Annotated in this window: 13 protein-coding genes; 1 reads left to right on the forward strand and 12 read right to left on the reverse strand. The window is 39.6% G+C overall.

All coding sequences use genetic code 11. From position 1 onward, the window contains the following. Nucleotides 1-111: 111 nt before the first annotated feature. The 5 genes from gpmI to gap all read right to left on the reverse strand — a co-directional run bounded on the left by gpmI (nt 112) and on the right by gap (nt 7,068). Nucleotides 112-1,650: a 2,3-bisphosphoglycerate-independent phosphoglycerate mutase gene (gpmI, locus tag ROSEINA2194_RS10240; protein ID WP_007886415.1), complete on the reverse strand. Its 1,539-nt coding sequence runs from the start codon at nt 1,648-1,650 to the stop codon at nt 112-114. A 110-nt stretch (nt 1,651-1,760) separates the two neighbouring features. Continuing rightward, nucleotides 1,761-3,323 carry a CapA family protein gene (locus ROSEINA2194_RS10245; protein WP_007886416.1) on the reverse strand — a complete coding sequence of 521 codons (1,563 nt, stop codon included), beginning with the start codon at nt 3,321-3,323 and terminating at the stop codon, nt 1,761-1,763. 165 nt (nt 3,324-3,488) lie between these two features. Continuing rightward, nucleotides 3,489-4,238 carry a triose-phosphate isomerase gene (gene tpiA / locus ROSEINA2194_RS10250; RefSeq protein ID WP_007886417.1) on the reverse strand — a complete coding sequence of 250 codons (750 nt, stop codon included), beginning with the start codon at nt 4,236-4,238 and terminating at the stop codon, nt 3,489-3,491. 225 nt (nt 4,239-4,463) lie between these two features. After that, a complete protein-coding gene (locus ROSEINA2194_RS10255; RefSeq protein ID WP_007886418.1) occupies nt 4,464-5,675 on the reverse strand; it encodes a phosphoglycerate kinase in 1,212 nt (403 codons plus the stop codon). Between the two features lie 376 nt (nt 5,676-6,051). After that, the gene (gap, locus tag ROSEINA2194_RS10260) at nt 6,052-7,068 is read right to left on the reverse strand and encodes a type I glyceraldehyde-3-phosphate dehydrogenase (protein ID WP_007886419.1); all 1,017 of its coding nucleotides are present in this window, start codon (nt 7,066-7,068) and stop codon (nt 6,052-6,054) included. A 329-nt stretch (nt 7,069-7,397) separates the two neighbouring features. On the opposite strand from gap, the gene ROSEINA2194_RS10265 reads away from it, so the two are divergent. Beyond that, complete coding sequence (locus tag ROSEINA2194_RS10265) at nt 7,398-8,225, forward strand: histidinol-phosphatase HisJ family protein (RefSeq protein ID WP_007886420.1); 828 nt, start codon at nt 7,398-7,400, stop codon at nt 8,223-8,225. 32 nt (nt 8,226-8,257) lie between these two features. Here ROSEINA2194_RS10265 and ROSEINA2194_RS10270 read toward each other — a convergent pair whose 3' ends face one another. The 7 genes from ROSEINA2194_RS10270 to ROSEINA2194_RS10295 form a co-directional block, all read right to left on the reverse strand. Next, nucleotides 8,258-8,485: a hypothetical protein gene (locus ROSEINA2194_RS10270; RefSeq protein ID WP_007886421.1), complete on the reverse strand. Its 228-nt coding sequence runs from the start codon at nt 8,483-8,485 to the stop codon at nt 8,258-8,260. Then, nucleotides 8,469-9,095, reverse strand: a complete 627-nt coding sequence (locus ROSEINA2194_RS10275; protein ID WP_007886423.1) for a type IV toxin-antitoxin system AbiEi family antitoxin domain-containing protein — start codon at nt 9,093-9,095, stop codon at nt 8,469-8,471. The genes ROSEINA2194_RS10270 and ROSEINA2194_RS10275 overlap by 17 nt, the downstream gene beginning before the upstream one ends. Before the next feature lie 126 nt (nt 9,096-9,221). Then, complete coding sequence (locus ROSEINA2194_RS10280; protein WP_044927647.1) at nt 9,222-10,313, reverse strand: hypothetical protein; 1,092 nt, start codon at nt 10,311-10,313, stop codon at nt 9,222-9,224. A 225-nt stretch (nt 10,314-10,538) separates the two neighbouring features. Next, nucleotides 10,539-10,673 carry a hypothetical protein gene (locus tag ROSEINA2194_RS22505; RefSeq protein ID WP_261292303.1) on the reverse strand — a complete coding sequence of 45 codons (135 nt, stop codon included), beginning with the start codon at nt 10,671-10,673 and terminating at the stop codon, nt 10,539-10,541. Nucleotides 10,674-10,741: 68 nt separating this feature from the next. Then, nucleotides 10,742-10,960, reverse strand: coding sequence for a nucleotidyltransferase family protein (locus ROSEINA2194_RS10285; RefSeq protein WP_007886430.1), 219 nt, complete (start codon nt 10,958-10,960; stop codon nt 10,742-10,744). Nucleotides 10,961-11,142: 182 nt separating this feature from the next. Beyond that, nucleotides 11,143-12,741: an ATP-binding cassette domain-containing protein gene (locus ROSEINA2194_RS10290; protein ID WP_172727092.1), complete on the reverse strand. Its 1,599-nt coding sequence runs from the start codon at nt 12,739-12,741 to the stop codon at nt 11,143-11,145. 126 nt (nt 12,742-12,867) lie between these two features. Further along, on the reverse strand, nt 12,868-14,160 hold the full coding sequence (locus tag ROSEINA2194_RS10295) for an MFS transporter (RefSeq protein WP_007886434.1): 1,293 nt from the start codon (nt 14,158-14,160) through the stop codon (nt 12,868-12,870). Nucleotides 14,161-14,339 lie beyond the last annotated feature (179 nt).

Consider the following 14,339-nt stretch of genomic DNA (forward strand, 5'->3'; position numbering starts at 1 on the left):
CTTTTTCATTACATATAAAATCACGACTTGTGAAAGGACGCTTATAGCTGCCCTTCAGATCCTAAGAAAGCACCACAAAATCTGCGGCACTGCGTCCTTTAAACTCCGTGGTTATTTCACCAATAAAGATTTTCCAGTCATCTCAGCCGGCTGCTCCATACCCATTAATTCAATGAGTGTAGGAATGATATCAGCTAAGCATCCGTTCTCTCTCAATTTATAAGATGGATCAGCATTTACTAAAATGAACGGTACCGGATTAGTTGTATGAGCAGTAAATGGTGCTCCTGTCTCATAATCAACTAACTGCTCTGCATTACCGTGGTCAGCGCAGATGAATAACTGTCCGTTTACTTCTTTGATGGCATCGACTGCTTTTCCAACACAGGTATCCACCGTCTCAACTGCTTTGATGGCAGCTTCTAAGATTCCTGTATGACCGACCATATCCGGGTTTGCAAAGTTAATGACGATCACATCATATTTTTCAGAACGGATTGCTGCACATAACTTGTCACAAACTTCCGGTGCGCTCATCTCTGGCTGCAAATCATAAGTTGCAACCTTTGGAGATTTTACTAAAATTCTGTCCTCTCCTTCGTTTGGTTCTTCTACACCACCGTTAAAGAAGAATGTTACATGTGCATATTTCTCTGTCTCTGCGATTCTTGCCTGTTTCATACCGTGTGCTGCAAGATATTCGCCAAATGTATTTTTCAGTTCTACTTTCTTGAATGCAACTTCTTTGTTTGGAATGGTTGCGTCATATTCTGTGAAGCAGATATAAGCAACATTCTTTCTTGCGCCTCTCTCGAAACCATCAAACTCATCCATGCAGAATGCTCTTGTGAGCTCACGTGCACGGTCCGGACGGAAATTGAAGAAAATTACCGTATCATTATCTTTGATTGTAGCAACCGGTTTTCCATTCTCTGTGATGGCTGTTGGAACGAAGAACTCATCTGTCACATCTTTTGCGTAGGAAGCATCCATTGCTGCAACTGCACTCTCTGCCTGTTCGCCCTCTCCTTTTGTGAGAACATTGTATGCTTTTTCTACACGATCCCATCTGTTATCACGATCCATAGCATAGTAACGTCCAGAGATAGAAGCAATCTTACCAACACCAAGCTCTGCCATCTTTGCTTCCAGTGCCTCGATAAATCCTTTTCCGGAAGTAGGTGCTGTATCACGTCCGTCTAAGAAACAGTGTACATAGACATTCTTGATTCCCTCTCTCTTGGCGAGTTCGAGTAAACCATAAACATGTGTGATATGGCTGTGGACACCACCATCAGAAAGAAGTCCATATAAATGAAGATCAGAATTATTTTTCTTCACGTTCTCCATTCCGTCTAATAAAGCCTGATTTTTGAAGAAATCACCATCGTTGATCTCTTTTGTGATTCTTGTGAGCTCCTGATATACAATTCTTCCTGCGCCCATGTTCATATGTCCAACTTCAGAGTTACCCATCTGTCCATCCGGAAGACCTACAGCGAGACCGCTGGCATTTCCTTTTACAAACGGATATTCTTTCATTAACTGATCCATGACAGGTGTTTTTGCCTGTGCAACAGCGTTTCCGTCTGTTCTGTCATTTAAACCGTATCCATCTAAAATCATTAATACAGTAGGTTTTTTACTCATGTTCTTATCCTCTCTTCTTCTTAAACTTTGAGGTGCCTGTACGACACATATCTCATTTATCTATAGGAAACCACAGATTTAGAATCTGCAGTCACTATTCCAAAATTAAATTACCGGTCTTCTTTCAGGTTACCGACAATGTCAATCGCGTCCCCCTCATTATCAGCTATCCCGATAATATCTGTCCGGCTTGTATCAGAGTCATATAAAATCTCTCCTGCCGGATAGTCATCTGCACTTTTATGATAAACCACCCCGTCCACATCAATTCCGATATCTGCGGAAATAGAAGCCAGATATTCATAAAAATCTGATCGTTCTTCCGGTTCTGTAAGAATCCTTGTTGTAAGATTCTGCTGTATACAAGGGATAAAAGAAAGTTTTACTGTTCCATCCTCTGTAATGGTAACTTTTGACAGTGTTGTATACAATGTTCCGGTGGAAAACCAGAAATTTCCAAGACTATATGCAATTGGAACATCCCCCACAAAGGTAGCGCCCTGTAGCCGGTGTGGATGTCCTCCTATGATCACGTCTGCTCCTGCCTGTGCGATCTGTTCTGCCAGATGCCGCTGTGACTGATCCGGATAAAGCATCCCCTCTGTTCCCCAGTGCACTTCTGCGATCACATAGTCGCTGTTTTGTGCTGCCTCCTCTACTATTTTTAAAAATTTTTCCGGATGTAACGCTTTCAAAACACCCGGTTCCGTTTCGGTTGCAGCCTTTGTATACTGTTTGGAACGCTCAATCTGTGTTGCCGATACAAAGGCAACTTTACGTCCATTCATCACATAATAAATAATTTTCGATGCATCTTTGAGATTTCTTCCGGCGCCCGAATAAGGAATGCCCTCCTGATCCAATACATCTAACGTGGAAAGTAATCCTCTTTTCCCATAATCATAGACATGATTATTCGCCAGTGTCACTGTGTCGGTTCCAAATATTTCCAACAATTCTGCTTTCTGCGGGTCGGCACGAAATGTATAAGCTTTGCCGTAAACTGATGTTGCCCCGTTTTTATTTGCGTAGGTAAATTCATTATTCATGATCATCACATCTACGCCCTGCATCTGCGCAAGTAAATCTTCTGAAAAGCAATCCTGCAACCCATCCGGCTGTTCTTTCATATACTCGGTTGTATACCAGTTCTCTGCGAAATTAATATCACCGGCGAATCCAAATACCATTTCCGAGGCAACCGCTGTCTGCATCCAATATACGTTTTCCAGTTCATGCTGTCCAAATCCACTGTCCCTGCAATATAGCAGCCACAGCACATAGATAGAATTTCCGGTTTCCTCATACCAGACATCCGGGTCATTCCCGCCATCCAGCACATCAAATGCAATGTGTATCACTGCATCCCTGCCATACTGCGCATAAAACCACATCAAAAATGATTCATCCACCGTACAGCCTGCAAGCATATCTTTCGGAGCATACTGTAAAATCACAGTAAATGCATCTGTCAGATCCTCAATCTCAATTTTCGGTATATCACTCTGCTCCAGCGAAACTGTCTTTTCCCCAGAACGCATACTCTGTACTGTTGTCTCGCCGATAGCTTTATCGGACACTTTCCGGTCATTCTCACAGCAGATCATCCATAAAAAAGCAGCAAATACTGTCACTACAAGTGCATACATTATCTTTCTGCACTTTCCAGACATCTTGTTTCTCCATCGTAAAATATTATTTTTCACTTACCGATAGAATTATAACTTATTTAAAACGGGTTTTCTACCACTTCTGATAAAAAACCCGTTCGCTTATAAACTTACTTTGTAAATTTTAAAACCTGCCAAACAGGTGTCTATTTTCCTACAAATGAAGTTTTATTTGTAATTAACGATCTTACCGAAGTCAGCTTTTAAGGAAGCTCCACCTACTAAACCACCATCGATATCCGGCTGTGCAAATAATTCTGCTGCATTACCTGCATTTACAGATCCACCGTATTGGATACGGACTGCCTCAGCTGTGTCTGTTCCGTATACTTCTGCGATGCACTCACGGATTGCTTTACAAACTTCTTCAGCCTGCTCTGTTGTAGCTGTCTTACCTGTTCCGATTGCCCAGATTGGTTCGTAAGCGATTACCATGGAAGCAACCTGCTCTGCTGTTACGTCTTTCAGATCGGATTTGATCTGTAAACGGATCCAGTCCAGAGTGATTCCCATCTCTCTCTGCTCTAATGTCTCGCCACAGCAAAGGATTGGTGTAAGTCCTTTTTCGAAAGCCTTTAATACTTTTTTATTTAATAAAACATCATCTTCTTTGAAGTAATCACGTCTCTCAGAGTGTCCTAATACAACATATTTTACGCCTGCGTCTACTAACATCTCTGCGGAGATTTCTCCTGTATATGCACCTTTTTCTTCGAAGTACATATTCTCAGCTCCAACTGCTACGTTGGTTCCTTTTACTGCCTCTACAACCGGAACGATATCGATTGCAGGTACACAGTAAACAACTTCTACGTCATCACTTACTACAAGTGGTTTTAACTCTTCTACTAATTTTACAGCCTGGCTTGGAGTCATGTTCATTTTCCAGTTTCCGGCTACGATTTTCTTTCTTGCCATTTTAATGTTCCTTCTTTCCCGATTTTTTTACATCCGCGGATTGCTCGAAAACTCTCCGAGTTTCCTCACGCGCGTTGCGCTTTCAAATAAGTAAGCAATCATGTGCATGCATGCAAGCATGCGCACAAGATTACTTACTTATTCTCAATCCGCTGGAATCACGTCTATTTATCGTTTGCAGCTGGCAACTAAGGCGTTGCAGCTGCATTTACGTCATGGCTGCTCTTATTTATCGTTTGCAGCTGCAACGCCTGGTAATTCTTTACCCTCTAAGAATTCAAGAGAAGCTCCACCACCAGTAGAAATGTGTGTCATCTTGTCACCGAATCCTAACTGGTTCACTGCTGCTGCGGAATCACCACCACCGATGATTGTTGTAGCATCTGTATCTGCTAAAGCTTTTGCTACAGCGATTGTACCTGCTGCAAGTGTTGGGTTCTCGAATACACCCATAGGTCCGTTCCAAACAACTGTTTTAGCTGTCTTAACAGCATCTGCGAAAAGAGCCTGAGTCTTAGGTCCGATATCACATCCCTCACGGTCAGCCGGCATTTTGTCAGCGTCATAAACTTCTACTTCAACCGGAGCATCGATTGGGTTAGGGAAATCTTTGATTGTTACAGCGTCAACCGGTAATAATAATTTTTTACCCAGTTTCTCAGCTTTCTCCATCATTTCTTTACAGTAATCAAGCTTGCTGTCGTCTACTAAAGATAAACCGATCTCATATCCCTGCGCTTTTAAGAATGTGTAAGCCATACCACCACCGATGATAAGAGTATCACATTTCTCAAGTAAGTTAGAGATAACGTTTAATTTATCAGCAACTTTTGCACCACCAAGGATTGCAACGAAAGGTCTTACCGGATTTTCAACTGCATTTCCTAAGAAATCGATTTCTTTCTGCATTAAGTAACCAACAACTGCTGTGTCAACTAACTGTGCAACACCTACGTTAGAGCAGTGTGCTCTGTGGGCTGTACCGAATGCATCGTTTACGAATACATCACAGATAGAAGCGAGGTCTTTGGAGAATGCCTCTCCGTTCTTTGTCTCTTCCGGTCTGAAACGTGTATTCTCAAGTAAAATAACTTCGCCGTCTTTCATAGCTTCTACTGCTGCTCTTGCGTTTGGTCCGACTACTTCCGGATCAGCAACGAATTTTACTTCCTGTCCTAATAACTCAGAGAGTCTTACTGCTACAGGAGCGAGTGTTTTTGTTAATTTGTCTTCTTCTGTTTTTACTTTTCCTAAGTGAGAGCAGAGAATTACTTTTCCGCCGTCAGCGATTAATTTCTTGATTGTTGGAAGTGCTGCAACAAGACGGTTCTCGTCTGTGATCTTTCCATCTTTCAAAGGTACATTGAAGTCACATCTACAAAGTACACGAAGTCCTTTAACATTGATATCATCTACGGATTTTTTATTTAATGACATATTAAGTAGTCTCCTTTATTTTTATTCACAATAAATAGTTCCGAAACTCCTCTATACCTCTTTGAAGTTGTTCAAAATTAACAAAATTTTCGAAAACACGCTTTCGCTACGTGTCGCTGGTAACGGTACTAAGAAGCCAGTTACAACGATTGTTGTACCTGCCTTCAAGTACCGACCGCTCCCCAGTGTTTTCTCAAGCTTTTGTTAATTTTTCACAATTCAATTTACGTTTTTAAGAGTTTCATAATTATTTATTCTTCAATAGCAAAAAGGAGCCCGGTCCCAAAAGACCGGACCCCTTTGCTGAGTCTTATCTGCACTCTGGCAGCCTGTCGCTTAAAAAAGTAGTCTACCGTGCAGTGATTGTACGTTCTGATTATGCTAACTCAGAGAAGTATTTGATTGTACGAACCATCTGAGATGTGTAGCTGTTCTCGTTATCATACCAAGAAACTACCTGTACTTCGTACTGATCATCAGATACCTGGTTAACCATTGTCTGTGTAGCGTCGAATAAAGAACCAAATCTCATTCCAACGATATCAGAAGATACGATTTCGTCTTCGTTGTATCCGAAGGACTCGTTAGCTGCTGCTTTCATAGCTGCGTTGATATCTTCTTTTGTAACACCAGCTTTTTTAACAACTGCTGTTAAGATTGTTGTAGAACCTGTTGGGGTTGGTACACGCTGTGCAGATCCGATTAATTTTCCGTTTAATTCTGGGATAACTAATCCGATAGCTTTTGCAGCACCTGTGCTGTTAGGAACGATGTTAACTGCTGCTGCACGAGATCTTCTTAAATCACCTTTTCTCTGTGGTCCGTCAAGAGTCATCTGATCACCTGTGTAAGCATGGATTGTTACCATGATACCAGACTGGATTGGTGCATATTTGTTTAATGCATCAGCCATAGGTGCTAAGCAGTTTGTTGTACAGGAAGCTGCAGAAATAATTGTATCTGTTGGTTTTAATGTCTCATGGTTTGTGTTGTAAACGATTGTTGGAAGATCGTTACCAGCTGGAGCGGAGATAACAACTTTTCTTGCACCTGCATTGATATGAGCCTGAGCTTTCTCTTTGCTTGTGTAGAATCCAGAACACTCTAATACAACGTCAACTTTTAATTCACCCCATGGGCAGTTGTTTGCATCTGGGAATGCGTAGATTTTGATTTCTTTTCCGCAAACGATGATAGAATCATCTGTGTAAGATACTTCATCAGCGTGCTCATATTTTCCCTGAGAAGAATCATATTTTAACAAGTGTGCTAACATTTTAGGGCTTGTTAAATCGTTGATTGCTACTACTTCATATCCTTCTGCTCCGAACATCTGTCTGAAAGCAAGACGACCGATACGGCCAAATCCATTAATTGCTACTCTTACTGCCATTTTAAATTCCTCCTAGAATTGTATAAAATATACTTTTGGAAAACTATTGTTCCCAAGCTTCCTTTATTTTAACCAATTTCTGTATAAAGTTCAAGTGTTTTTCATGAGTTTGTTAAATTTTTCACTATATTTGTTTTTCGACTATGTTTTTCATTCACTTTGTACAAAATCACGTACAATCTATTCCATTTTCTTGTAAAATAAGTTATATTAGATATCAGATTAATGCATGATACAGGCGTTTTATTATAACTTAGCCGCTGTATTTTTAGAAATTTTTAATTATTAATTTTACTAATAATTTTTTCACGGAAAGGAATATAGATTTTATGGAAACCAAATTTTCGCATTACCGGCTCTGGGACACACACATGCACAGCCAGTTTTCCGGGGACAGTGAAGCCCCGCAGGAAGAAATGATCTCTTCTGCTATCGAAAAAGGACTTGCCGGGATCTGCTTTACAGATCATCTTGATATTGATTATCCTGAGGAGCCGGATATTTTTCTTCTCGATCTGCCAAATTATACTTCGTCCGTACTTGCCTATCAGGAAAAATATGCCGCAAAGCTTCCGGTACGCCTCGGCATTGAGCTTGGCTTACAGCCGCATCTAGCTGCGCTGTACACGGATATTTTATCGCAGTACCCATTTGATTTTGTCATAGGTTCCTCCCATGTTGTGCATGGACTCGACCCATATTATGCGGCTTTTTATGAAAAACGAACAGAGAAAGCCGCCTACCGCGAATATTTTGAATCAATCCTTGAAAATATAGAAAGTTACCATGATTTCGACGTATATGGACACCTCGACTATGTTGTCCGCTACGGTCCGACCTCCAATGAAAATTATGACTGGAGAGAATATCAGGATGTGATCGATGAGATTTTACGAAAACTTATCTCCCTCGGAAAAGGGATTGAGCTGAACACCGGTGGCTTCAAGTACGGTCTTGGGCACCCGAATCCAACCGAAGAGATCATCCGGCGTTACCGTGAGTTAGGCGGCGAGATTATCACGATTGGTGCCGACGCCCACAAACCGGAACATGTTGCATTTGATTTTGCAAAAGTTCCTTCTATATTAAAAGACGCCGGGTTTGATTACTTTACGGTGTTCCGGGAGAGAAAGCCGGAGTTTGTGAGGATTGAATAGAAAAAGTGGCGGTGTAAAATCCGCCATTTATTCTAATTCCAGATTCCACTATCTGCAATCTTTTTTATGCTTTGAATAACTGTATCGTAGGTTTCTGGCACAAATAGCAAGCCTAATGTTATTTCCTCATAATCTTTTTTATAAGTCTCTTTTTCTATAATTTCATATAAAATATCCGTCACACATACATTTTCTTTTGCTGATGGACAAACTGCTAATGTTGAACGCTGTTTTCTTACTTCATCATGATGCAAATTCATAAATCATTCCCCATTCGATCAATTTCTTTGCCGTTGCACCAGTTAATGCCGGAATCACTTCCGACAACTGATCTTTCGTAAAACATTTCTTTCTCACATAAGAAATCAATATATCTATTGTCTCATGAATTGACAGCTCCGTGTACTTTTCTGCCTGTCCAATACTGTCAAGTAACTGTAGAAGATCAGCATTCGAATCTGAAACCATAATCGGAGCCTTTTTTATTCTAACTCTTTCACTTCCCACTGTTATAGTACGGCCATTCGTCGCCTCACGATTTGTAACCACTTCAATCACCGCTGGCATCTGCGTTGTTAATCCTAACTGATTGGCAAATGATTCTCCTGTGACATACCCATAAATCTCTGATTTACTTTGTATATATTTGCGCATAATAACCAGCGACGGATCAAGATAACTCTTCCCAAGTAATCCGTCACGCTTTGGAATATAATAGATTCCATTATCATACCGTTCCAAAAAACCATTAGCAACAAGTCGTTTCACGGCCTGCCGAACTGCATTTTCAGACAATCCCTGAATTGTCAAGTCATTCAAAAAAATAGGTTCATTATATCCATAATTTTCCATCAGATAAGTTTTTAACATTTTCTCACCTCTTTTTAAGAGAGTACCATATTTATATATATTATGTCAATATCTGTGTCGTTTTATTATAAAATTACGATTATCCATATGTTCTGAATCATATTTGTTATTAATTTCCATATCCCCCTATGTCCTAATTAGTGGCCAGTAATAATAATCCTCATAAATATCAAACGCAGTAATGATATCCATTATTTTTGCAATAACATCACTTAATGTATCAGCCTCAAATAAACGCCAATAATTTTCTACTCTTTTTGTATCGCAATAAATTACCTCTTTTATTTTTTGCGAATACAAACTGTTTTCTCCAATCAGCAAAATAAAACGCTGTTTCTTTTTTCTGCGAATGATAACACTCAATCTATTTAAATGATATTTACTGCTAATGCATTTATGAATGGAGGCTGCATGTCCAGTGATAGAAAACATGTCTTTTCCTATTTTTCTAATCATCCCGTCTTCCATTGCTGCTACCAAAAAATCTTTCAAATTTTTTTCTTCCCTATCACAAAGTTCAGAAAGATACTGCAATGAAAGTGGCTCTCCTCCCCACTCTATCGCTTTATCCGTATAATCAAATATATGCGAATAGACTCTCCAAAAATTATTTAATGACTTAGACGAATAACATCCTCTAAAGTTGATCCATGCCGTTGAATCTTTTGTATGAATTCTTCTTGTTCCATATGCCGTTATTAATTCTTCCAAACTTTTATGATATTCTTCTCGCTCACCGAAAGCTCCATTCAGTTTACAGATCGTATTTTCCAATTCTGAAAAAGAATTTATTTTCTTTTTATAACGTTGCAGTGTCTTATTTCTTGACCACTTTTCTTCCATGAGTTTTTCTTCATATACCCTGTCGATCGTATCTACCCGATGCATTTTAGTCTCAATGAATTCCGGGTAAATATCAAATGTAACAGGCACTTCAGATAATTTATATTTCAATTCAGAATCATATAATTTAAAATCAACTTTTGCCTTTTCAGAGAGTCTTTTAACACCATTTTGAGGCACTATAAAATTTGCATACATACAGCCATCATATTCATACTTAATTACATGATCAGCCAATCCCAGCTTTCGTCCTAATTCAAAAACTTCATCATCTGAATTGATATTCTGGTTTTCAAAGTGCTTTCGCATTTCTCTGTATAACATTACTCTACTTGAATTCATGTTGTGTAACACATTTAATGCTATATAATACATAGTTATCTGCCCTCCCACAAAAGACGAATACGCTCTGCGAATCCCGCTCTGATTAACGGTCGTCAAATGCACCGCATGAATGTGTGCATCTTGCTCGTGCGCAAGTTGCGCATCCTCGCGTAGTATTTTTTATGTAACAGAAACGAAGTTTCTTATTTGCATAAAAAAAGAAGCTGAGACACTGCTGATTGATTCTAATCAGCTGGTGCACAGCCCCTTTCTGTCTTACTCATAATATTTTGCTGCGCTATCACGGAATTTCTCGAACAACGGACAGTACACATTCACAATATCCGCAAACATCTCGCATGCAAAACTTCCATCATAATCATGCGCAAGCTGATTTCGCACTTTTAACATCTGCATCCGGGCTGGCAGTTTTACTTTTTTCCAGATTATTCAGGCATTTGCAAAAAGTATGATACCGGTTAATAAATCTGCTTTCCATATTTGTGAATATCCTCCCGTAAAAATTCATTGTGAATACTGTCGTAGTCAAAAATGTCTATTTTCCGCAATGTTTCAATCTGTTCTAAATCTGTTTCCAATTTTATAAGATTGTTGCATCCATACACCACAAAATCAATATCACTCGTTGGTGTGGATGTTCCTGTTGCAAAAGAACCAAATAAATCCAGCCGTTTCACCCCGTTTTTTTTTGCAGATTTCTGTTACCTGCTCAATCAGTTCTGATATCGGCATTGTATTCATGTATCGTCCCTCCAGTCACCATCAAGAACAATCTCTGTCATCCTCACTCGTTATTGACCTAAGTATATCGGATTACTTTTTGAAAAACAATATCCAATCTCTCCCTGCCCACAGGCATTTATTCCACATAAATGCCATTCTCTCCAACATGTATGATTCCATCATACTGCGAAAGGCTTTCTTCTCTTGTATCATGTGTAATGACTAAAACGGTTTTTCCTTCAAACTCTTTTCCTGTAAACAGATAATGTTCTACTGCCGATTTCATTTTTGCATCCATTGCAGAAAACGGCTCATCGAGAAGTATCACCTCTGCATTTTTTGCTGCCATACGCAAAAATGCGACTGCCTGTTTTTCCCCTCCACTAAAACGCTGACATTCTTTTTCTTTTCTGTTGAATATCCCTTCAAACAATTCCGGCCAGATACTCTTTCCTACGCTGTCGATCCCATCCATTGGATAAGAATGAAAAACGGTTATATTATCTACGATCCCCGCTCTGTAAATATGTTCGTTCTGATCCGTATAGGATATCAATTCAGAAATGTCATAGTTTCTGATATCTTCTCCATCTAATCTGATAACGCCGGAACTGTTTTTTTCATACCCCATAATAAGTTTGAACAAGGTTGATTTTCCTGCTCCGCTGTGTCCGACAACAGCATACTTCATGCCTTTTTTTATTGTTAAATTTATATTTTCCAATGCAAAACTTTTCCTTTTGAATGTCACATTTTCGAATATTATATCTGAATTTAATTTTTTCTTTCGTGGCAGGACTGTGACATGCGTATCCTGCGTATAAGCTAATACTTTTTTCTTCACGTCCTTCATGGACTGTATTGCTGTGAAATTATAGAGGACAGTGTCGATCGGTTCGATGAAAGAAGATACATAACTAAGTGTGGCAACTCCGACTCCCACTGTGATCTCATGCTTATAAAAAAGAACTGCCACCACTGCAAATGTAAATATTTTCACGAATTTAGTCGTTAATTCACTCACGCCTAATACCATGCTCTTCTTTTTTCCATACTGATACCGCTTTTCTGCCGTTTCATTTAAAACGTGTTCATGCTTATCCAGTATTTTTCCTACCGTCATCTGATTGATAACACGAAAACCTTCCAATAAATCCGTAATCTCCGTAACGTACTCCGCCATCTGTTCCTGATATGTACTTCTTGCGTCGGTCAACGATTTTCCTATCATTCTCGGTATCAGGATCGCAAATATCGAAGTCAGAATTATCACCAGCGCAATTCTCCAGTCAACTCCGAAAAACAGCACGACACCATACACAATTATCATGTTTACGCAGCGTATGATACTAATAACAGGTTCCAGATAATCCTGTTCTAACGCTGTAATATCATTTCCCTGTAAGGAAACATATTCGCCAATGGAATGCTTATAGAATCTTGATGGTTCCATATGAAACAAAGAATACAAAAAATCTCTTTTCAGTAAATTTTCGAATTTTATTCCGCCTTTAAATGCATACAACGCACAAAAATACTGTGATAAAGTATAAAAGACCAGTAATGCACCATACGCCAATACCACCATCACGATCTTTTTGAGAGGGCTTTGCAGCCCATAATCAAACAGCCATTGTTGAAGCAATGGTGAAAAAGCCAGACAGATAACGCCTGCCAAATCCCATAAAATCTGGGCGATCATATATTTTTTTGTTTTATATATATACGTGTTCAATGTTTTTCTCCTTATATACCCGGCTCTAATCTCTGCTTTTTCACATGCCATCGATGATGCTTGTACTCACTTCCTTTAATAAGACCATAATAATCTATATTGTGTCTATTCAATATTAATCCCAACTCATGATCGCACCATTTCTACATCTTCTGCAACCGTATCAGTTTCCCCTTGTCCAAGTGTTCTGGAAAAAAACATGCACACAGTCACAATCAGTGCCAGCACACCGGAAGTAATAAATATTGCTGATGTATCCACATATGCAACAACGATACTCACCAGAAACGATGCCACAGGCATTGATGCTGCACCTGCCGCGGTTGTAATGCCGGATATTCTGGCAAGGTAATCTGTGCGGATTCTTTTTACTGCAAACACACTCAAATGCGAATTTACCAATGCCACCGTATATCCCAGAATAAAGCTAAATACTGCGGTAAACGCATAAACCAAAATCCGGCTTGTATAAAGCGGTCTGCACACCGGGAGCATAATATAAAACAAAGCAATCCCCAAACCACTCGCAATCCAAAGCCCCTTTCCCAGAATAATACGCTGTACCATTGGATAAGTGACGGATCCAAGCAGCATACCTACGGTTATGGAGATTCCAAGAATCGATAATATCTCCGCTCCACCGCCCAATATATCACCGGCAAGGGGTGCCTGCAAACTATTCAATGGAACTAAAATTGCATTCAAAAAAACCGCCAAAAGTAAAAAAATGCGGATTATTGCATCTTTTTTCACATAAGAAAATCCATCTGCCAGATCTTTCACATACGTCTTGCGGTCAAATTTCTGCTTGACAAGCCCCTGCTCTTTTGTATTTACAAATACAATGATCAGTGCGGACAGCAAAAAAGTTGTCATATCCACGTAAATTGCACCGGAAGTTCCAATTACAGCTATAATTGCCGCTGCAACAGCCGTTCCGATTAATTCTACCATACTTGACAAGGTTGTCGATAACGATATTCCATATTCATAGTATTCTTTTTCCAGCACCTTTGGCGTCAATGCAGCACTTGCCGGTCCCCGGAATGCCTCTACCGTAGAAATCGTCAAAGTTGTAACCAGCAGCATCCATGCCTGTAAAAATCCGAACAGATACCCGGTTGCCACAAATGCAACACAGACCGCACGTATCAAATCCGTGACAATCATAATTGTTTTCTTTTTCTGCCCCTCTACCCATGCTCCGGCTAACGGCGTAATGATAATAGATGGGATTCTATTCACACCATAAATGATAGCCGACCATGCGGCATTTCCTGTGATTTCATAGACAATCCATGTGGATGCAATTGCGTCAATGGAATCTCCGAAACGATTGATCAATGCCGCTATCATAATTTTCATGTACTCGGTCTGCCGAAAGATATCACGGTAGCCGACCTTACTTTCCTGTTTCATACAACACTTTTTATTCCTTTCTTCTTTTCGCCTTTTTCATTATACAAGCTCCGCACAAATTTGTAAAATAAGTAACCAGAAACAAAAAAGTTTCCATTTATGTATATATCAAATTGATTGATATACATTGTCTTTTTCTTCTTCCCGCTATATAATTTATTTCAAAATATACGTTGATT

It is taken from the genome of Roseburia inulinivorans DSM 16841, assembly GCF_000174195.1.
GTDB lineage: Bacteria > Bacillota > Clostridia > Lachnospirales > Lachnospiraceae > Roseburia > Roseburia inulinivorans.